The organism is Bradyrhizobium sp. AZCC 1577 (assembly GCF_036924575.1).
Lineage (GTDB): Bacteria > Pseudomonadota > Alphaproteobacteria > Rhizobiales > Xanthobacteraceae > Bradyrhizobium.
In genome coordinates, this window is record NZ_JAZHRQ010000001.1 from 4625897 (window position 1) to 4647004 (window position 21108).

The 21108-nt window shown below is 62.5% G+C and carries 16 protein-coding genes and 1 pseudogene; 11 read left to right on the forward strand and 6 right to left on the reverse strand.

The window, feature by feature from the left end:
• Window positions 1-150: 150 nt before the first annotated feature.
• Window positions 151-1776 (forward strand): glycoside hydrolase family 17 protein, encoded by a 1626-nt coding sequence (locus V1278_RS21925; protein ID WP_334382167.1) that lies wholly within the window; start codon window positions 151-153, stop codon window positions 1774-1776.
• On the opposite strand, the gene V1278_RS21930 is transcribed toward V1278_RS21925, so the two are convergent.
• Together V1278_RS21930 and V1278_RS21935 are read right to left on the reverse strand one after the other, a co-directional pair.
• On the reverse strand, window positions 1736-2116 hold the full coding sequence (locus V1278_RS21930) for a hypothetical protein (protein ID WP_028346004.1): 381 nt from the start codon (window positions 2114-2116) through the stop codon (window positions 1736-1738). The genes V1278_RS21925 and V1278_RS21930 overlap by 41 nt on opposite strands.
• 97 nt (window positions 2117-2213) lie before the next feature.
• Entirely contained in the window at window positions 2214-3551 is a 1338-nt protein-coding gene (locus V1278_RS21935) for a hypothetical protein (RefSeq protein ID WP_334382168.1), read from the reverse strand.
• A gap of 164 nt (window positions 3552-3715) precedes the next feature.
• Between V1278_RS21935 and glmU (V1278_RS21940) the strand changes: the two genes are divergently transcribed.
• From glmU (V1278_RS21940) to glmU (V1278_RS21950), 3 genes and pseudogenes are all read left to right on the forward strand, one after another.
• On the forward strand, window positions 3716-5074 hold the full coding sequence (glmU, locus tag V1278_RS21940; RefSeq protein ID WP_334382169.1) for a bifunctional UDP-N-acetylglucosamine diphosphorylase/glucosamine-1-phosphate N-acetyltransferase GlmU: 1359 nt from the start codon (window positions 3716-3718) through the stop codon (window positions 5072-5074).
• 762 nt (window positions 5075-5836) lie between these two features.
• Window positions 5837-5995: a hypothetical protein gene (locus V1278_RS21945; protein ID WP_334362756.1), complete on the forward strand. Its 159-nt coding sequence runs from the start codon at window positions 5837-5839 to the stop codon at window positions 5993-5995.
• 231 nt (window positions 5996-6226) lie between these two features.
• Window positions 6227-6713, forward strand: a pseudogene (gene glmU, locus V1278_RS21950) (bifunctional UDP-N-acetylglucosamine diphosphorylase/glucosamine-1-phosphate N-acetyltransferase GlmU); the annotation flags it as partial.
• A gap of 109 nt (window positions 6714-6822) precedes the next feature.
• Here glmU (V1278_RS21950) and V1278_RS21955 read toward each other — a convergent pair.
• Both V1278_RS21955 and V1278_RS21960 read right to left on the reverse strand, forming a co-directional pair.
• Window positions 6823-7464, reverse strand: coding sequence for an NAD(P)-dependent oxidoreductase (locus V1278_RS21955; protein ID WP_334382170.1), 642 nt, complete (start codon window positions 7462-7464; stop codon window positions 6823-6825).
• A gap of 129 nt (window positions 7465-7593) precedes the next feature.
• Window positions 7594-7983 (reverse strand): DoxX family protein, encoded by a 390-nt coding sequence (locus V1278_RS21960; protein WP_334382171.1) that lies wholly within the window; start codon window positions 7981-7983, stop codon window positions 7594-7596.
• Between the two features lie 142 nt (window positions 7984-8125).
• On the opposite strand from V1278_RS21960, the gene V1278_RS21965 reads away from it, so the two are divergent.
• Entirely contained in the window at window positions 8126-8506 is a 381-nt protein-coding gene (locus V1278_RS21965) for a winged helix-turn-helix transcriptional regulator (RefSeq protein ID WP_334382172.1), read from the forward strand.
• A gap of 239 nt (window positions 8507-8745) precedes the next feature.
• On the opposite strand, the gene V1278_RS21970 is transcribed toward V1278_RS21965, so the two are convergent.
• Window positions 8746-9222: a hypothetical protein gene (locus V1278_RS21970; RefSeq protein WP_334362752.1), complete on the reverse strand. Its 477-nt coding sequence runs from the start codon at window positions 9220-9222 to the stop codon at window positions 8746-8748.
• A gap of 661 nt (window positions 9223-9883) precedes the next feature.
• Here V1278_RS21970 and V1278_RS21975 point away from each other — a divergent pair.
• From V1278_RS21975 to V1278_RS21990, 4 genes are all read left to right on the forward strand, one after another.
• Window positions 9884-10462, forward strand: coding sequence for a hypothetical protein (locus V1278_RS21975; RefSeq protein WP_334382173.1), 579 nt, complete (start codon window positions 9884-9886; stop codon window positions 10460-10462).
• An 822-nt stretch (window positions 10463-11284) separates the two neighbouring features.
• Window positions 11285-13111 (forward strand): glutamine--fructose-6-phosphate transaminase (isomerizing), encoded by a 1827-nt coding sequence (gene glmS / locus V1278_RS21980; protein ID WP_334382174.1) that lies wholly within the window; start codon window positions 11285-11287, stop codon window positions 13109-13111.
• A gap of 146 nt (window positions 13112-13257) precedes the next feature.
• Entirely contained in the window at window positions 13258-14043 is a 786-nt protein-coding gene (locus V1278_RS21985) for a DUF502 domain-containing protein (protein ID WP_334382175.1), read from the forward strand.
• 15 nt (window positions 14044-14058) lie between these two features.
• A complete protein-coding gene (locus V1278_RS21990) occupies window positions 14059-15039 on the forward strand; it encodes a dihydrodipicolinate synthase family protein (RefSeq protein ID WP_334382176.1) in 981 nt (326 codons plus the stop codon).
• On the opposite strand, the gene recG is transcribed toward V1278_RS21990, so the two are convergent.
• Entirely contained in the window at window positions 14991-17099 is a 2109-nt protein-coding gene (gene recG, locus V1278_RS21995; protein ID WP_334382177.1) for an ATP-dependent DNA helicase RecG, read from the reverse strand. The two genes, V1278_RS21990 and recG, sit on opposite strands and share 49 nt — an antisense overlap.
• Window positions 17100-17286: 187 nt before the next feature.
• Here recG and V1278_RS22000 point away from each other — a divergent pair, with 187 nt between their 5' ends.
• Together V1278_RS22000 and mfd are read left to right on the forward strand one after the other, a co-directional pair.
• On the forward strand, window positions 17287-17577 hold the full coding sequence (locus V1278_RS22000; protein ID WP_334382178.1) for an FAD assembly factor SdhE: 291 nt from the start codon (window positions 17287-17289) through the stop codon (window positions 17575-17577).
• A complete protein-coding gene (mfd, locus tag V1278_RS22005; protein ID WP_334382179.1) occupies window positions 17574-21089 on the forward strand; it encodes a transcription-repair coupling factor in 3516 nt (1171 codons plus the stop codon). Before V1278_RS22000 ends, mfd begins: the two co-directional genes overlap by 4 nt.
• The last annotated feature ends 19 nt before the right edge of the window (window positions 21090-21108 follow it).

Consider the following 21108-nt stretch of genomic DNA (forward strand, 5'->3'; position numbering starts at 1 on the left):
CACATGACGGGTATTTCAGATTTTGTCCAGCAAAGTCACAACTTTATCATAGGCGCTGGTAAAACTGCCGCAGGGATGAGGCAGAATAGGGCGATCGTGCATCTTGGCAGAACGCCGATGAACGGGTAATCGACGGTCCCCGCCCGGAGGATGGAACCGATTTCTCTTCGTACGCCGCTGGCGCTTCTCCTTTCATCGCTCGCTATGATCGCGGCTCTTTGGTGGTGGCTCGCCACGCCGATTACGCTTGTGCGCGCGCCGATCGATCCCACGGCCAAGCTGCAATGCGTCTCCTACGCGCCGTTCCGCGGCGCGCAGACACCCCTGATCCCGACCACGCAGATCCCTCCTGAACAGATCGCGCAGGACCTGGCGCAGCTCGCCAAGATTACCGACTGCGTGCGGACCTATTCGATCGAGAATGGGCTCGACCAGGTTCCGGCGCTGGCCGCCAAGGTCGGGCTGAAGGTGATCCAGGGGATCTGGCTCTCGAGCAATCGAATCAAGAATCTTGCCCAGATTTCGGTTGCGATCGAACTGACCAAGGAACATCCGGACGTCATTACGGCGCTGGTGGTCGGCAACGAGGTGCTGCTGCGCGGCGAGATGACGACATCGGATCTCGCCGCCCACATCCGCTCGGTCAAGTCGCGGGTCACCGTGCCCGTCACCTATGCCGACGTCTGGGAGTTCTGGCTGCGCAACCGCGAAATCTACGACGCGGTCGACTTCGTCACGATCCACATCCTGCCGTACTGGGAAGACATGCCGGTGCGTGCAAAACACGCCGCCGGCCATGTCGACGATATTCGCAAGCGGATGGCGGTGGCATTTCCAGCCAAGGAAATCCTGATCGGCGAAACCGGCTGGCCGAGCGCGGGGCGGATGCGCGAAGGCGCGCTGCCGTCACGCACCAACCAGGCGCGCGTGGTGTCGGAAATCCTCGATCTCGCCAAGCGCGAAAAATTTCGGGTCAATCTGATCGAGGCCTACGACCAGCCGTGGAAGCGTCAGCTCGAAGGCACCGTCGGCGGCTATTGGGGCATGATCAATGACGCGCAGCGGGCGGTGAAATATCCGCCTGGAGAGCCGATCAGCAATTATCCGTTCTGGAAACTGCAGATGGGAGGCGGGATGGCGCTCAGCGCTTTCGTCTTCCTGGCGGGCTGGTTGACGCTGCGGCGGCGGCCGTGGAAGCCCGGGCTGGCTTCGTGGGTCGCAGTCGGGACGTCGGCGACGACCGCCGGCATGCTGCTCGGCGTCGCCGCGGACAAGATGTTTTACGAGAGCTACGGGGCAGGCGGCTGGCTGCAATGGGGCGCGCTGCTGGCAGCCGCCATTGCCGCGCCGATGCTGTGTGCGAACGCCGCGATGTCGGGGCGGTCGCTGCCGACCTTCCTCGAATTGCTCGGGCCGCGCGAGGGCCGGACCAAGTCGGTGCTATCGGCGTTGCTGGGGCTTGCGCTTGTCGTCACCACGCTGATTGCGGCGCAAACCGCGCTCGGCTTTACGTTCGATCCGCGCTACCGCGATTTTCCGTTCGCGTCGCTGACCATGGCGGTGGTGCCGTTCGCGGCGCTGATGCTGCTGAACCGGCCGAAAGACGGCGTTCGCCCGATTGCCGAATCCGCCTTTGCCGGCTTGCTGGTCGCGGCCGCGCTCTTCACCGGCTTCAACGAGGGCAATCAGAACTGGCAGGCGATGTGGACCTGCGCGATCTATCTCTTGTTGGCGCTCACGCTGTGGCGGGCGCGGGCCGTGCAAATCCCAAAATGAGCAGGCCGATCGCAATTCCCGACAGCGCAATATTGTAGAGCACGATCCCGAATCCCGCCGCGATCAGGCCGCCGGTCAGCAGCACGATCGACGGCCGCATGACGTGAAGCGTCGCAATGATCAGCGCGGTGATGCCGAATACCGAATTCTTGAACAGGTAGGTGGCGAGCGTCCGCGACTTGCACTGCATGGTCTGCAGGCCGGCGTCGCAGGCCAGCGCGACCGTCGAGAACTCGACCGTGAGGTAGCGCAGATAGAGCGCGTAGCCGACGGTGACGAAGCCGACCACCAGCAGGAACTGGACTTGATAGGGCGTGAGCCGGAACGGGGATTTTTTCATCGGCGCAATATGGTCGGGATTGGCGGCCGGGACAAGCGTTCGCAGGCTAGCGAAAATGCACGTCAGAATTTCGTCATAACGCTCTGTAGCCAAAAGCTTATTGTGAATTTTTCCTGCCGAAGATGGACGAAAATGTCGTCTGCGTTGGCTCCGGCGGCGGCTCCGGCTTCTTCGCCACCTCCTCAACGACTGTCGCCGCCGACTGCTTGGCGATGACGCGCCGGCGCGGGCCAGGCTTGGCGGCAGTGGGCGGCGGATCGTTCAACGACAACCGCTGGCCATCGAAGATCGCGGTCTCGCAGGGGCGGCTGTTTTCGGCAAGAATGGCGCAGATCCTGGCGGCGGCACCGGCGTCGTTCAGCGGACCGGCGACCAGGCGAAGCTGCATGCCGAGGCCGTTGGTACTTTCCTTCACGACAATGATCGGGCGCAGTGCCGTCAGCGGCGCGTTCGATCTGGATTTCAGCAGGCCGCGCCACAACGCGCGCAGGCCGTTCACCGAATTGGCGCTGCCGAGATCGACCCCGAACTCGGTCCGCTGCAGGGATATTTTTGGCGCGGCGGCGTCATCCGCCTCCGCATCGGTCGGCGCCGACGCCACGACATCGGGGATCGGGCTTGCGATCACCGGGTTCGGCCCTTTGCCCAGTTCGATCAGTTTGCCGGCGGCGGGGTCGGGCGGAGCCATCATCGACTGCGCGGCCATCAGTGGCGTGGCGGGCGAAGGTTTCGCGGGCTCCGGCTTGGCAGGCTCCGGCTTGGCAGGCTCCAGCGTGACGGCGTCGGCCTTTGCCATCTCAGCCTTTGTCATCTCAGCCTTGGCCGTTTCCAGCTTGGCGCTCTCTGTTTTGGCTGCGTCGGTCTTCGCCGCATCCTTTGCCGCGTGCGAAACCGTCGCCGGGGCAGGCTCGGCGGTGGCCTTGTCTGCGACCGGCGCTGCGGCCGGGGCGGTCGCTACCGGCGCGACGCTTGGCGACGGCGGCCTATGGGCGGCTTGCGGTTCTGCATTTGCGGCAGGCGGCGAAGCCTGCGCGGAACCCTGGCGGGCGATAGCCCCGGTGACGGATTCGAGCCCCTGTTCCAGGCTGGTGACACGGGAATACAGCCGGTCGCGATCGCCGTTCAGCGTATCGATGGCGACGGCGAGCCGCCGCGCCTCAATCTGGGTTTCCTTCTGGGTTTCCTTGGCTAGGAGCTGAATTTGTTGCGCCTGCCGGGTGTGATCTGCGGCGGCGACCTGTTCGCGCTTCAATCCAAGGGATGACTGGTTGGCCATGACGGCCAGAGTCACCGCAGCCGTGGCGCCGACACCCCAGGACCCGATCCGCCACAGCGCGCGGCGGTCGAGTTCATCTTCGTCGGCGAACAGGTTGCTCAGCACGCCGCCGCTGTCATCCGCCTCGAAGTCTGCGAGATGGTCTGGTTTCTTGGCCAAGCGCCCCTGGCCCTCCTCGAGGCCCGCCGAATCACAGGGTAAACATTAACAGGAAAAGCGACGCCCACTTGAATCCGGACGTTTTCGGGGCGGCGAATCGGTTTGATCTCCGGGGGAAAACAATTAAAGACGGACCGCGCAACCTTGTTCGCCTGAGGACCAGAATGATCGCTCGATCCAGCCTGACAGTCGTGCTTGCGGCCGGTGAGGGCACACGCATGCGATCTTCGCTGCCGAAGGTGCTGCACCAGGTCGCCGGCCAGTCGCTGCTGGCGCATGTGCTGGATGCGGCCCCGCACGGCGCGGGCGCTTCGCTCGCGGTCGTGATCGGTCCGGACCACAAGGCGGTCACTGAGGAGGTCGGGCGCGTCCGCGCGGACGCTGCGACCTTCGTTCAGGCCGAGCGCCTCGGCACCGCGCATGCCGTCTTGGCCGCCCGCGAGGCGATCGCGCGCGGCGCCGACGATCTGCTGGTGGCGTTCGGCGATACGCCGCTGATTTCGCCCGAAACCTTCGCCCGGCTGCGCGCGCCGCTGGCGCAGGGCGCGGCGCTGGCCGTGCTTGGTTTCCGCGCCGCCGATCCGACCGGTTACGGCCGGTTGCTGCTCGATGGCGACCGTCTGATGGCGATCCGCGAACACGCCGACGCGACTGCAGATGAGCGTAAAGTCACGCTGTGCAATGCCGGTGTAATGGCGTTCGACGGCCGCCGCGCGCTGGAAATTCTCGACCGGATCGGTAACGCCAACAGCAAGGGCGAGTATTATCTGGTCGATGCCGTCGCCATCGTCAAGGAAATGGGATTGGAGGCCGTCGTGATCGAAACCAGCGAGGACGAAGTGCGCGGCATCAACAACAAGGCGCAGCTTGCGGAGGCCGAAGCGGTGCTGCAGGCGCGGTTGCGCCAGGCGGCGCTCGATGCCGGCGTGACACTGATCGCGCCGGAGACGGTTTATCTCGCCGCCGATACCAAGTTCGGCAGCGACGTCACCATCGAGCCGTTCGTGGTGATCGGCCCCGGCGTCACCATCGCCGACGGCGCAGTGATCCATTCGTTCTCGCACATCGTGCAGGCCTCGATCGGCAGACGCGCCTCCATCGGTCCCTATGCGCGCTTGCGCCCGGGCACTTCGCTCGGCGACGGCGTTCGGATCGGCAACTTCGTCGAGACCAAGGCCGCGACGCTGGAGGCCGGCGTCAAGGTCAACCACCTCTCCTATGTCGGCGACGCCCATGTCGGCGCCAATTCCAACCTCGGCGCCGGCACCATCACCTGCAACTATGACGGCTTCTTCAAGCACAAGACGCTGATCGGCGAGGGCGCGTTCGTCGGCACCAACTCCTCGCTAGTGGCGCCGGTGAAAATCGGCAACGGCGCCTATATCGGCTCGGGCTCGGTCATCACCAAGGACGTTCCCGACGACGCGATGGCCGTGGAGCGCAGCCCGCAAAGCAACCGCGAGGGTGGTGCTGCGCGCTACCGCGAGATGAAGTTGCGGGCGAAGGCAAAGAAAGAGGGTTAGGCGCAGGGCGTGTTAAGCTTTCCCGCTTAGACTGTCTCAATCGGCAATACGCCTTTCGGTCGAAAATGCCGTGACCACAGCTTGATGACTCTCGGTTAGATCGATTTGGCCGCGGACTTGCTTCACCTCTCCCGCTTGTGGGGGAGGCGTAGGCCACCTTCGGTGGCCGTCCTCTGAGACGCCGAGGCAAAGCCTCGGCTATGGCGGAGCGCCGGGTGCGGGCTCTCTCCACACGGGGAGTGTCAATTGTGGAGACACCCGCAGCCATCGCAGCACGATTTAGCAATTTGGCTACCAATTGGTGCCAGCATTCCGCCATTGCGGATCGGTCGCGATCGGCGACAGCGAATTCCGAAAGGCTTTAACTCGACCAGCCCGGTTGGCGGTCTCTTTCCTTTGGAGAGGCCCACTATGTTCAAAGGCTTTGTAATCGCAGCCTTGATGCTGTTTGGTGCGTCGCAGGTAGACCATTATCTCACCCATGGTCGGTATACCGATGCCGCCATATCGATGCTGAGGCAGATCAGGCACTCGTTCGGTATTTGACCTGCAACCCGGCTGGCATCGGCTGAATTGCGACCGCCTGTGAGAGCGTTTTCAAGCGAAGTGGATCCCGGTTCGCGTGAAGAAAACGCGTCAAAACAAACTAGGCCACTTCGGTTGACGCCGAAGGCAACGCCTTAACCACCTTGATGAATATTTATTCAAGTTCCTGCAACCATCGGTCTCGTTCGGCGTCATGCCTTCAGTGCGGAGCGCGTCATGGACGACATGGACGACGACAGGGAACAGCGTGAACTTCAAGAGCGGGTGATGCGCTTCCGCGTGATGGAGCGCGAAGTTACGGACCCGCTTGCAATTGGGCTCCTGCACGACATCGTCACAGAATTGGAAGCGGCCCTGGAGAAGCCTGACAGATAGTCACGCAAAAGCCCGGCAGCCATTTCGGACTGCCGGGCTTTACGCAAATACTAGGTAAACTAATACCGCGCCGCTGCAATGCGGCTATTTTGATGCGGATTTCGGAACCGTCTATCCGGAAGAGTACGGGCGCATACTTTCGTCCCGCTGGAACCGAACCGTCGCACCTTGCGGGCGGGCGTACCTTGCATGCGGGCAGAGCGCGACTGTTTCTTTGAAGACGGCACTGCGCAGACTTCGATCGGCAAGGCGTCCGTCGGGCCCTATGCGCTTGCGGCCCGGCACCTCGCTAGGCAGGCGACGGCGTTCGGATCGGCAACTCCGTCGAAACCAAGACCGCGACATTGGAGGCAGGCATCAAGGTCAACCACCTCTCCTATGTCGGCGACGCCCATGTCGGCGCCAATTCCAACCTCGGCACGCACCATCTCCTGCAACTACGACGGCTTCTTCAAGCACAAGACGCTGATCGGCGAGGGTGCGTTCGTCGTCACCAACTCCTCACTGGTCGCGCCGGTCAAAATCGGCAAGGCGCCTATATCGGTTCGGGCTCGGTTATCACCAAGGATGTGCCTATATCGGTTCGGGCTCGGTTATCACCAAGGATGTGCCCGACGACGCGATGGCCGTGGAGCGCAGCCCGCAGAGCAACCGAGAGGGCGGAGCGGCGAGGTACCGCGAGATGAAGATGCGGGCGAAGGCGGAGAAAGAAGGTTAGGCGCGACGGATTTTAAGTCCTCTCAGTAGCTAACAATTGATTCCCTGGGCCACATAGCCGATCTGGCCTGTTCAAGGGGGAGCCGTGGCTTCGACGCGTCCGCGAGAAGTCAAACTTCTTTCGTACTGATCCCTGGCGCTTGATGGATATACCGACGGTCGGTGATTTGATCGAACATGAACTTTGCAACGTTTTCGCGATTGACGGTCAGCGAATGTCTGGAAACGCCATATAGCCCTACGTTGAGGTGAGCGGTTGCGGGATGGTTCTTCAAGAATGCCACACGCACCATTGTCCATTCCAATTCCGAAGCTCGTATCACTCTTGCGAGCCCAAGGATGTCATTGTAGCAGTTGCGCATCAGATGCTTGATCAGTAACGCGGGGAGCCCGATTTTCCAGTCAAATCGATCCCCGGGGTCGGCAGCCGTACCGGTAGAAACGGCAATGAGGCGTTGCACCCGCGTCTGCTTTATCGCTGAAATAATCGCTTCCGTAGCCCTCGTAATCGGCAAATCTTCCGAGTGCCGTAACTTCGTCGGCCCAAGCGCTGACAAGACGGCGTCAGATCCGCTGATGGCTTCTCGCAGAAGAGCACTATCGGTAAGCTCACCGCGAACGATATTCACCTTGGCGTTTTCAAAGGGGCTGCTCGACCGCGCAAAGACCGTAACGTCAATGCCGCGTTTCAAAGCCTCATCGATCAAGTACCTACCTGTAGTTCCGGTAGCACCAAAGAGGGTCACTTTCATGTTGCACCTAACGGCAACAGCTTTGCCGTGGCGCAAGCAATCCCGCGCCGCGAACCTGTGACGATGGCAGCCATCCTTTAATGCGGCTCATATTGATGTTCTTTCCATAGTTGATGATGGCCGGGCGGGTCAGAACGTTGCCGCCTGCATATAGGGCGACGGGACCTCGCGAGCGGCGTTTTGCGTGACGAACGAGGCGGCCAATAGTACGAGACCCACGACGGCTGGCAGGGCGGCGCTGGGCTTACGGACCGCAACGTGCGCCAAGAAGGCCAACAGCAGGTGATAGAACATACCCGCATAGGCGAGATCGCTGAGCGTCACATTGAAGCGCAACAGAATTGCGGCCGGGCCCAAAACTTTCACGACGATCATCAACGGCACGAGGTAGGTCGGGTAGCCAAGCTCCTCGAGCGCCTGCCGGACCCAATCTCCTTTGGTGACGCACATGTAAGCGGAAGTCAGATACAGCAGGGACAGAAGCGCCGTGCTGATCCAGTAAGAGTAAATTGCAGCCATGAGGTCTCGTTGATTGCTGTTGAGCAGCAATCTCCTTCATCTTGTTCGTTTGTCAGGATGCGCACTTTACTGCGCGCCTTGTGCATCGAAAATGTAGGATAAGATTGCTTCTCGCAAGTAGGATGAATAACTTGCAGCAAGTATGGAAAACCAGACTATGGCCAATAAAGAAATCAACATGCATGAGGAGATGCGGCGCGCGTTCGCATTGCTCTCGGGCAAGTGGAAGCTGGAGATCATGTGGCTGCTCAACCAGCGGGTCTACCGCTTCGGGGAGCTGCGAAAGGCGATCCCCGGCATCACCCAGCACATGCTGACCGCACAACTCCGCGAGCTCGAAGCGGACGGTCTGGTCTCGCGCACCGTGTTCGCAGAAGTGCCGCTGCGGGTCGAGTATGAGATGACGCAAAAGGCACTCGCGCTTGGACCCACGATGGAGGCCCTGACGGCTTGGTGGATTAAGTATGGACAGAGCGTGCCGGTAAAGCCGAGCGCGCGCGGCCGCAAAGCCAAGGGCGGCTGAATTCCAAGACGCTGCTGCAGACGGCTCGTCTACAGATCGCCTTGCGATGCGTCTTGACGTTTTATGCGTGTTGACTCGTGCAGGCTCCATCGCCTGACGATTGTTCAACGTAAACAGGGGGCCGCTTTAACGGCCCCTGTTTGCTTAGCAAGCGTAGCCCGGATGCGCAGCGACATCCGGGGTTATCCCGCATATCGCTGCGCTCATGCGGGCTACTTGCTGTAATTAGAGATGAGGCGTTAGCACTTGGGTACACTTACGGAGGGAATTAGGCCCCTCGTAACGGCTATCGCAGCCAAAAAGGTGCCAAAAAACAATACCACCCACATTGGCACGGGCGACCAGTCCCAAAGATGCCATGGAAATCGTTTCGATAATAACCACCATCGTGGCGTTTTTTCTCGTTTGAGGAATTGTTGCCAGCCCTCTGGAGCTTTTCCGCCGGCGATCCAAGGCTCGATTTGCTCCTCGACGTATTGGCTCATTTTTTGAACCATCCTGTGTTCCTCGTTCAAGTGCGCGATCATCAAGATTGAGAACAATACAGGCACCCAAAAAAGAACCGGATAGCCAGGGTTTGAAATGGAGTAGCTGTATAATGCGGCAATTCCGATGACGCCCCAGCGACTGTAGTCGAGCCGGTCCTTGAGTTTGGATATCATGTCCTGCCTCAGTGACTTGTATTCCTCGAGATAGAATGTTTCCTCTTTTGACATTTCACTGATCCTCCCTTTGCGCGGTACAAAGAGCAGCTCCAAATGTTATGCTTCTTTCGAAGGAGGGGCGACATTTTTTTCAACCCCCGGTAAACACTGGTCGACCACCCCCGACCGCCTCAACCGCATAGGATCACGGGCATCGAAGGTTATTCGAGGCTGTAGGAATTGCGGTGCAATTACGGTGACAGTCCTGCACTGTCACCGTAATTCCCGACGGGCGCGCCAGGGCGGCCACGCCGCTGGCGCAGGGTGGTTCCCCGTCCTATTCGCGACGGTGAGGCTCAAGCGCGCGGCCAGCATGAGAGCAGGCAGAACCAATGTCCGGCGCAGCCGGCGGCTCCCCCGTGTTCGCCGCGTGGCTGGCGATCCAATCGCGCGGCTTTCCGGCGCTTGGTGCAGCTTTCTATTGCGACATCGGCCCGCAACCGACATGGCGGCACTTATTGATCAGAACCGATCCGACCGGCGAGTTTTCGCCCAGCAATGGCGGATTGCGGCGTGGTATTGATGGGCGCGACCGACGATCCGGTCCGGATGCGGAGCGGCATGATCCAGATCCAAGATGGGCGCTCGACAGTCGCCCAAGAAATTCGCCTTGGGCTGGACACTCCTCGGCTGGGCCACCGCGCTCACAAGCCGCTTGTGGAGGACGTCAACAATGAAACGCTGCCTTGCTGCTTTCGCAATCGCCGCCAGCCTGTTCGCACTAGTTGCGCACGCCAACGATGCCTTGGAAGCCAAGGTGCGGGCCTACGTTCCGGTCGTCTCCCTCGCCAAAGTATGTGACCTCAGGATCAATGACGCCACCTTGGGTGACCACCGCGCCATGCTCGAAGCGGCGAAATCCGACCCGAACGCCAACAAACTCGCCTACCGCGTCCATTACGAAACGCAGACGGCCTACATCAAGGCCCGCGACGGAGGTCAACGGGTCGCCTTCTGCAAGGACTTCATCACAGCCAACAGCCAATACGCCAAGGCGCGCTTCACCGCCGTGGTCGAGGGCCACATGAGCGACGTCAGCACCAGTGTGCAGAAAGCGATCGCCCACAACGTCTGCGGTGCGCCCCCTGTCAAGCTGTCCAAGGCCGACTGGAAACCGTACGCGCAAATCAAAAAGATGCTTCAGGCCGAGCAAAAGTTGGCCAGGGAAAACGCCGAGACGAACGGCTGGAACGTCACCGAGGAAACGACGGCGGTCACGGAACAGTTCTGCGCGGCGATGAAAACCCGATGAGCATCACCGCCGCCAAAGTCCGAGCCCCGCTGATGCGTCTTTGCGCGGGATTACGGTGACAGCGGAATTACGGTGATATTGCACAAATTGCACCGGTGGTCGCGTCAATCCGTCCATCCACCCCGGCAAGAGGGGCGTATCGCGATCGTCACGGACGCGGGGTTGGATGCGGTGGACGCAGCGGCGTCGGGCGCGATCGTGGTCGCAGGGCGGGTTCTCCCGTGAGTGATCTTACGTTTGCGCAGACGACCGGCGTTTCAAGGCCTTCGCCAGAACTTCGGACGGCATTTCGTCGATCGGAGTGGCGGTAGAGGGCGCTGCGTACGGCGAAGTCGTGTGGTTCTGGCATCCGTGGCTGATGTCAAGCCAGCGGAGATGCGTCGGCCCGACCGGGCTTAGACAAATCTCAATCCGCTGGTGACGGAGACAAGAGCAATTCGTCTCCGGAGAGCGCGAAGTAAGCCGTAAAGCCATTGCGCAAGGAATGCCGGATTGCCTCCGCTGAACCTGTATGCTCGTGTGCGCTTCCTTCTACCCATTGCACACGAGACCGCGGGTGCAGCAAGCACCCGGCATTCCCTGCTTCCTCCTTCTCGGGGGGAACCAAGGCCAACCCTCGGGCAGTTCATGCCGCGAGATCGCGGGCTCATATTCCGTCGGCCAGGCGGATGTGACAGGGTAATCCCTGGGTGGCGGCTGTTAAGCTTTCCGCTTAAGACTGTCTCAATACGCAACAATTATTGAGTATCTGTCTGCCCGCCATTGCCGGTAAGAGATTAGCGGGTTGCGACGCATTTCGTCGATTTGGGGAAATTGAACCGCATGTGCGGCATTGTCGGCATTCTTGGGAAAGCTCCGGTCGCGGAGCTTCTGGTAGACTCACTCAAACGGCTTGAATATCGCGGCTATGATTCCGCAGGTGTCGCCACGCTGGAAGGCGATCACCTCGCGCGCCGCCGGGCCGAGGGCAAGCTGAAGAACCTCGAGAAGCGGCTGGATGCGGAACCGCTGAAGGGGCACACCGGAATCGGGCACACCCGCTGGGCGACGCACGGCAAGCCGACCGAGAACAATGCACACCCGCACGCGACCGATCGTGTCGCCGTGGTCCACAACGGCATCATCGAGAACTTTCGCGAGCTGCGCGAGGCGCTGGAGAAGAAGGGCGCGGTCTTCAAGACCGAAACCGACACCGAAATCGTTCTCCACCTCGTCGATAGTTTTCTCCAGAAGGGCATCAAGCCGGTCGAGGCGGTGAGGGCGGCGCTGTCGGAACTGCGCGGCGCATTCGCGCTCGGGTTCATCTTCTCAGGCGACGACGATCTGATGATCGGCGCCCGCAATGGCCCGCCGCTGGCGATCGGTCACGGCGACGGCGAAATGTATCTGGGGTCGGATGCGATCGCGCTCGGGCCGTTCACCGACACGATCAGCTACCTCGAAGACGGCGACTGGGTGGTGCTGACGCGCAAGGGCGCGACCATTTACGACAAGACCAACGCGATCGTTCACCGCGACGCGGTCAAGCACAGCGCCTCGACCTCGCTGGTCGACAAGGCGAACTACCGCCACTTCATGGCCAAGGAAATCCACGAGCAGCCCGAAGTGGTCGGCCACACGCTGGCACGTTACATCGACATGGCGAGCGAGCGCGTCATGTTGCCGGTCAAGCTGCCGTTCGACTTCAAGGACATCCAGCGCATTTCGATCACGGCCTGCGGCACCGCGAACTATGCCGGCTATATAGCCAAATACTGGTTCGAACGGCTGGCGCGCATTCCGGTCGAAATCGATATCGCATCCGAATTCCGCTACCGCGAGGCGCCCTTGCGCAAGGGCGATCTCGCGATCTTCATTTCGCAATCCGGCGAGACCGCCGACACGCTGGCAGCGCTGCGCTACGCCAAGGCCGAGGGCGTTCACACCCTGTCGGTGGTGAACGTGCCGACCTCGACGATTGCGCGCGAAAGCGAAACCGTGCTGCAGACGCTGGCCGGTCCCGAGATCGGCGTCGCCTCGACCAAGGCCTTCACCTGCCAGTTGATGGTGCTGGCCTCGCTCGCGGTTGCGGCCGGCAAGGCGCGCGGCGAATTGTCTGACGAAGACGAGACCAAGCTCGTCCACGGCCTCGTCGAGATTCCGCGGCTGATGGCGGCGGCGCTGACGTTGGAACCGCAGATCGAAAAACTGGCGCGCGACATCTCGAAATCGAAGGACGTGCTCTATCTCGGCCGCGGCACCAGCTACCCGATGGCGCTGGAAGGCGCGCTGAAGCTGAAGGAAATTTCCTACATCCACGCCGAGGGCTATGCCGCCGGCGAACTCAAGCACGGGCCGATCGCGCTGATCGACGAGAACATGCCGGTGGTGGTGATCGCGCCGTTCGACCGGGTGTTCGAGAAGACGGTCTCCAACATGCAGGAAGTCGCGGCCCGCGGCGGCAACATCATCCTGATGACCGATGCCAAGGGCGCGGCGGAAGCCACCGTCGACTCGCTGGTCACGATCGTGCTGCCCGACATGGCGTCGGCGTTCACCCCGATGGTCTACGCCATCCCGGTGCAGCTTTTGGCCTATCATACCGCCGTGGTGATGGGCACCGACGTGGATCAGCCGCGAAATCTCGCGAAATCGGTAACGGTCGAATAGTCAAGACCATCCGCTGTCACGCTGGCCCTTCAAAAACCTGCTAAGATGGCTTAGCTGGCATAGGCGCGATCAGCAAAAGTGGGACCCCGGTTTTGCGTCCGGTCGCGCCCGAATGTCGAATTCGGCCGCCCTGACCTGGAACCACGATGAACCGCGAAGAACTGCCCCCGCCCGCGTCCCCGGAGGAACCCCTGCCGGAGGCGCACCACGCCGGGCTAATGGCCCGTTTCCGGAACTATTTTCTGACCGGACTGATTGTCGCAGGGCCGGTCGCGATCACGCTCTATCTGACCTGGTGGTTCGTGAACTGGGTCGACAACCTCGTCCGCCCGTTCGTTCCGACGGTCTACCGTCCCGAAACCTACCTGCCGTTCGGTCTGCCCGGTTCGGGACTGATCGTCGCCGTGGTGGCGCTGACGCTGCTCGGGTTCCTCACCGCCAATTTGATCGGGCGGACGCTGGTCGATCTCGGCGAGCGGCTGCTCGGCCGCATGCCCGTGGTGCGCGCGATCTATCGCGGCCTGAAGCAGGTGTTCGAGACGCTGTTCTCGGGCAAGGGGTCGAGCTTTCGCAAGGTCGGCCTGGTTGAATTTCCCTCGCCGGGCATGTGGTCGATCGTTTTGATCTCGCAGTCGCCGAGTGCGAATGTGGCAAGCCAGCTTCCCGGCCAGGAAGAGCACATCTCGGTGTTCCTGCCCTGCGCGCCGAACCCGACCACGGGTTTCTTTTTCTACGTCCCGAAGAGCAAGATCATCGAAGTCGACATGACGACCGAAGACGCGGCGACGCTGATCATGTCGGCCGGCGTGGTGCAGCCCGGCTCCGATCAGCAGAAGCGTAACGGCGCGCTGGCCGGCATGGCGAACGCGGCGCGCGTGGCGAATTCGGCTGCGGGGCTGAAGCCGGCTCCCGCGAAGGCGAAGGTGGAGTAGGGCGGCGCCGACATCATGACCAAGAAGATCGAAGGCATCATTCCGGTGATGATCACGCCGTTTACCGAAAGCGGCCAGATCGACTATCCCGGCCTCGGCCGGCTGGTGGAATGGTACATCGACAATGGTTCGGACGCGCTGTTTGCGGTCTGCCAGTCCAGCGAGATGCAGTTTCTCACTCTCGACGAACGGGTTGCGCTCGCCGCTTTCGTCAGACAAGCCGCAGCCGGCCATGTCCCGGTGATTGCGTCCGGTCACATCAGCGAAAGCCTGGACGACCAGCTTGCCGAATTGACCGCGATTGCCGCGACCGGAGTTGACGGCATGGTGCTCGTCACCAACCGGCTCGACGCCAAGCAGGAGGGCGGGAGCAGGTTCATCGACGATCTGACTTGGCTGCTCGATCGGCTGCCGAAGCAGATTCCCCTTGGTCTGTACGAATGCCCGGCGCCCTATCGGCGTCTGCTCACCGACGACGAGCTGACGTTCTGCGCCAACACCGGCCGCTTCGTCATCCTCAAAGACGTGTCCTGCGACCTCGCAACGGTGAAGCGCCGCGTGACGCTGACCAGGGGCACGCCGCTTTCCATCGTCAATGCCAATGCGGCGATTGCCTTTGAGGCAATGAAAGCCGGCTCACGCGGGTTTACCGGCGTATTCACGAACTTTCATCCCGATCTCTACAAGTGGCTGATGACCGAGCATGCCTATCATCCGGCGCTGGCGGACGAGCTTTCCGTCTACCTCGCGCTGTCGGCCATGGCCGAACCGATGGGCTATCCGAAGCTTGCCAAGCTCTATCACCAGCGCCTCGGCACGTTCTCCTGCACCGACAGCCGCGCCGTCACCTTCGATATCCGCGAGAAATTCTGGGCGCTGGAGGCGCTGCTCGACAAGATCGTCGAGGGCGCCGAGCACTACCGGACCCGCATTGCCACGGTTACGAGTTATCCCGCGCCGATCAGCGGCACCGCTTCATCGCGCTCATACAGATAGAGCAGGCAGCGCAGCGCTTCGCCGCGCTCGCCCTTGAGTTTCGGATTGTCCTTCATGATGCGCAGCGCTTCGTCGCGCGCCTGCGTGATGAGCTGGCCGTGCACGTCGGAGCGGGCGATGCGATAGCCGGGCAGGCCGCTCTGGCGGATGCCGAGCACGTCGCCTTCGCCGCGCAGTTTGAGATCCTCTTCCGCAATCCGGAAGCCGTCGGTGGTTTCCCGGATCACCTTCAGCCGTGCCGCCGACATCTCACCGAGCGGCTCCTTGTAGAGCAACAGGCAGGTCGAGGACTCCGATCCGCGGCCGATCCGGCCGCGGAGCTGGTGCAATTGCGCGAGCCCGAAGCGTTCGGCGTTTTCGATCACCATGATGGTCGCGGCGGGGACGTCGACGCCGACCTCGACCACGGTGGTGGCAACCAGGAGCCCGATCTCGTGGGCGGCGAACTGCGCCATCACACGATCCTTATCCGGACCCTTCATCTGCCCATGCACCAGCCCGACGCGGTCGCCGAAGCGCTTCTGCAGCCGCTCGAAACGCTCGGTGGCGTTGGTGAGATGTTCGGTGCCCTCGGCCTCGGATTCCTCGACCAGCGGACAGATCCAGTAAACCAGCTTGCCGGATTTCAGCGCGCGGCCGACGGCATCGACCACTTCATCGAGGCGGCTGGCCGGAACCGCGCGGGTGTCGATCGGCTGGCGGCCAGCCGGTTTCTCGCGCAATTCGGAGACGTCCATGTCGCCGAAATAGGTGAGTACCAGCGTGCGGGGGATCGGCGTTGCGCTCAAGACCAGCACGTCGACGGCCTCGCCCTTGTTGGTGAGCGCGAGCCGTTCGCGCACGCCGAAGCGATGCTGCTCGTCGACCACCGCGAGCGCCAGCGCCTTGAATATCACGTCGTCCTGGATCAGCGCGTGGGTGCCGACCAGAAAGTCGATTTCGCCGGCTTCGAGCCGCGCCAGAATTTCACGCCGCTCCTTGCCTTTTTCGCGGCCGGTCAGGATCGCCACACGAAGACCTGCGCGCTCGGCCAGCGGCGCGATTGTCTTGATATGCTGGCGCGCGAGGATTTCGGTCGGCGCCATCAGCGCGGCCTGCTTGCCGACCTCGGTCACGGCGGCCGCGGCGAGCAGCGCCACCACCGTCTTGCCGGACCCGACGTCACCCTGCAGCAGCCGCAACATCCGCACCGGCTGGAGCAAATCCTCGGTGATGGCGGCGACCGCCGCGCGCTGCGAGCCGGTGAGCGCGTAGGGCAGCGCATCGATGATCTTGTGGCGCAGGTGACCGTCGCCGGCGTTGCGGTCGCCGGCCGGACGCCGCAATTGCGCGCGAACCAGCGCCAGTGCCAGTTGGCCGGCGAGCAGTTCGTCGAAGGCGAGCCGTGACCAGAACGGGCCGTCAGGCAAAATGTCCGTGAGTTCGACCGGCACATGCACGCGGGTGAGCGCTTGGCGAATCGGCGGAAAGTTGCAGCGGCGGATCACTTCCGGGCTGATCCATTCGGGCAGTTCCGGCAACTTCTGCAGCGCCTGCGCGATCGCCCGGCGCAGCGAACCCAGCGCGAGGCCTTCGGTCAGGGGATAGACCGGATCGATACCGCTGAGTTTTGCAAATCCCGCTTCGTCGACGACGCGGTCGGGATGCACGATCTGCGGGATGCCGTCATACATCTGCAGCGTGCCGGAAACGTAGCGCTTCTCGCCGACCGGCAGCAGCTTTTCGACATAGCCGGGCTTGGCGCGAAAAAACGTCAGCACCACGTCGCCCGTATCGTCAGAGGCATAGACGAGGTAGGGCGCCCGGGCATTGCGCGGCGGGGGCGGCCGGTGACGGTCGATGGTGACCTCCAGCGTCACCACGGTTCCCGGTACAGCCTCGCGGATTTTCGGCCGTGCCCGGCGGTCGATCACGCTGGCCGGGAGATGCAGCAAGAGATCGACCAGCCGCGGGGTCTCGTCGCGGCTGAGGAGATAGCGCAGCAGCTTGTCCTGCTTCGGCCCGACGCCAGGCAGGCTCGTAACGGGCGCAAACAAGGGATTGAGCAGGGCGGGGCGCATCAGGTCTCTCGTCGCACATAGCGCATCCATCACTCTTCAAAAGATGATGGATTGCCGGGTCAAGCCCGGCAATGACGACGTAGTGGTAATTCACGGAACTGTTGGGGCTGACATTCGTCATCTCGACCGCTATATCAACCCCCGCCCGGCACGTCCGGGCGTTTGGCGTTCGGATGGGACCAGGGAAATGACGGGTACGACACGATCGAGCGGTGGCCTCGATGACCGCCGCAAGCGGCTTCTATTTCGCTGCTGGCATCGCGGCACCCGTGAGATGGACCTCATCCTCGGGCGCTTTGCCGATGCCGAGATATCGGGCATGCGCGATGACGAGTTGACCGAGCTGGAGCGCCTGATCGAGGTGCCCGATCCCGACCTCTATGCCGCGCTGACCGGCGACAAGCCACTCGATCCGGAATATGCGACCGCGCTGTTCGACCGTATCAAGGCGTTTCGCGCCGTGGATCACCACGCGTGAAGGCGCCCGTCAAATCGCCCGCCGCGCTGCTGGCACCCGGCCGCGCACTGACGTTTGCCAATGTCGCCGAGGGCGCGGAGGGGCTTGTCGTCTCCGACCTCGCGCGTGCGGTCGCGGCCAAGCCGAAACCGCCAGCGGTCAGCCTTGCCGTGGTCTGCCGCGATGGTCCGCGCATGCAACAACTGGCACGGGCGCTGGAATTTTTCGCCCCTGATTTGCCCGTGATGCAGTTTCCGGCCTGGGACTGCCAGCCGTATGACCGGGTGTCGCCGCATGGCGGCATCCTGGCGCAGCGGCTGACGACGCTGGCGCGGCTATCGCGCCTGCGGGGCAGCGACAAGCCGCTGATCGTGCTGACGACGGTCAACGCCATCGTGCAGCGCGTGCCCGCGCGCGAGGTAGCGGCGCAGGCGCTGTCGGTCGCGCCCGGCCATGTCGTACCGATGGATTCGATCGTCGCCTGGCTGGAGCACAATGGCTACAACCGCTCCTCGACCGTGCGCGAGCCCGGCGAGTACGCCGTGCGCGGCGGCATCCTCGATCTGTTTCCGGCCGGGCTCGACCAGCCGGTGCGGTTCGACTTCTTCGGCGACTCCCTCGAATCGATCCGCACCTTCGATGCGGAAACTCAGCGCACGCTGCTCGACATGCGCGCGCTCGACCTAGTGCCGATCTCGGAATTCCAGCTCGTCACCGAAACCATCCGCCGCTTTCGCATGGGCTATGTCGCGGCCTTCGGCGCGCCCGAGCGCGACGATCCGCTCTATGAGGCCGTCAGTGAGGGCCGCCGCCATCCTGGCATGGAGCACTGGCTGCCGCTGTTCCAGGAGCGGATGGATACGCTGTTCGATTATCTCGACGGTGCGCCGATCGCGATCGAACCGCAAGGCGAGGACGCCGCACGCGAACGCTTCAAGCAGATCGCAGACTATTACGAGGCCAGGCGCGAGGCGCTGGAGCATCCCGGATCGGGTGCGATCTACAAGCCGTTACCTCCGGATCGGCTCTATCTGACGGAAGCGGAGTGGACGACGCGGCTGAGCGACGCCGCGGTGGCGCGGCTGACGCCGTTTGCCGTGCCTGAGGGCACTGGCGACTTATTCGACGCCGGCGCGAGGCAGGGCCGCAATTTCACGCCCGAGCGGGCCGACACTTCCGTCAACGTGTTCGAAGCCGTCGTGGCGCATGTGCTGGCATTGCAGGCGCAGCGCAAGAAGGTGGTGATCGCGCTGTGGAGCGAAGGCTCGCGCGACCGCATGGCCAGCATGCTGCGGGACCACAAGCTCGCCAATATCACCACCGTCAACGCCTGGCGTACCGTGCAGGCGACGCCGCGCAACGAGGCCATGCTGGCGGTGGTCGGCATGGAGAGCGGTTTCGAGACCGACGAATTCGCCGTCATCAGCGAGCAGGACATCCTCGGCGACCGCCTGGTGCGCCAGCGCAAATCAAGCCGCAAGCTCGACAATTTCATCTCGGAAGTCACGAGCCTTTCGACCGGCGATCTCGTGGTGCATGTCGAGCACGGCATCGGGCGCTTTGTCGGCTTGCAGACGATCGAGGTGGGCGGAGCGCCGCACGACTGTCTCGAACTGCATTATGCCGCTGAAACAAAGCTGTTCCTGCCGGTCGAGAACATCGAGCTGTTGTCGCGGTACGGCTCTGACCACACCAATGTCGAATTGGACCGGCTGGGTGGCGGCGGTTGGCAGGCGCGCAAGGCCAAGCTGAAGAACCGGATCCGCGAGATTGCCGGCGAACTGATCAAGATCGCAGCCGAGCGGCAACTGCACGAAGCGCCGAAAATGCCGGTGCAGCCGCATGTCTATGACGAATTCTGTGCGCGCTTCCCTTATGAGGAGACCGAGGATCAGCTTGGCGCCATCACATCCACGCTGAAAGACCTTGAAACTGGCCGTCCCATGGACCGGCTGATTTGCGGCGACGTCGGCTTCGGCAAGACTGAGGTGGCGTTGCGCGCGGCATTCGCTGTCGCGCTCGAAGGCAAGCAGGTCGCCGTCGTCGTGCCGACCACGCTGCTCGCCCGTCAGCACAGCAAGAATTTTGCCGAACGCTTCAGAGGTTTCCCAGTCAATGTCGCGCAGGCGTCCCGGCTGATCCCGGCCAAGGAGCTGACGCAGGTCAAGAAGGGGCTTGCCGAAGGCAATGTCGACATCGTGGTCGGCACCCATGCGCTGCTCGGCAAGTCGATCAAGTTCCGCGATCTGGGCCTTTTGATTGTCGACGAGGAGCAGCACTTTGGCGTCAGCCACAAGGAAAAGCTGAAACAGTTGCGGGCGCAGGTGCATGTCTTGACGCTGAGCGCGACGCCCATCCCGCGGACGCTGCAGCTTGCGCTGACCGGCGTGCGCGATCTTTCGATTATCGCGTCACCCCCGGTCGATCGCCTCGCGGTGCGCACCTTCGTGGCGCCGCACGATCCCCTGATGATCCGCGAGGCGCTGCTGCGCGAACGCTACCGCGGCGGGCAGGCGTTCTACGTCGTGCCGCGGATCGAGGACCTTGCCGGCGTCAAGGACTTCCTCGACAAGAACGTGCCGGAGATGAAGGTCGCGGTTGCGCATGGCCAGATGCCGCCGACCGTGATCGAGGACATCATATCGGCCTTCTATGACGGCAAGTACGACATCCTGCTTTCGACCACCATCATCGAGTCCGGCCTCGACATCCCGAACGCCAATACGCTGATCGTGCATCGCGCCGACATGTTCGGGCTTGCGCAGCTCTATCAGTTGCGCGGGCGGGTGGGGCGCTCGAAGCTGCGCGCTTACGCGCTGTTCACGCTGCCGGCGCAGCAGAAGATTACAGCCCAGGCCGAGCGGCGGCTTAAGGTGCTGCAGTCGCTGGAAACACTGGGCGCGGGCTTTCAGCTCGCATCTCACGACCTCGACATCCGCGGCGCCGGCAATCTGCTCGGAGAAGAACAATCCGGCCACATCAAGGAAGTCGGCTTCGAGCTCTATCAATCGATGCTGGAGGAGGCGATCCTCAACCTCAAGGCCGGCGTGGCTGAACCCGCCGCCGATCGCTGGTCGCCGCAGATCACCATCGGCATGCCGGTGCTAATCCCCGAGGATTACGTCAACGATCTTTCGGTGCGGCTGTCGCTGTACCGTCGGCTCGCCGATCTCGACACCGACGAGGAGATCGACAATTTTGCCGCCGAGATGCGCGACCGTTTCGGCGTGCTGCCGGACGAGGTTCGCTATCTCTTCAAGGTCGCGGCCATCAAGGCCTACTGCCGCCGCGCCAATGTCGAGAAGGTCGACGCCGGTCCGAAGGGCGCCGTGATCTCGTTCCGCGACAATAGCTTTGCCCAGCCGGATCGCCTCGTCGCCTTTATCCGTCAGCACGGCCAGGCCGCGAAGGTGCGGCCGGATATGAAGGTGGTGTTCCTGCAGCAATGGAAGACGCCTGAGGAGCGGCTGATGGGTACGACCGAGATCTTGCGGCAGCTCGCCAATCTCGCGGAGAGCAAAAAAGCGGCGTGAAACGCGTCGATCCCTCCCC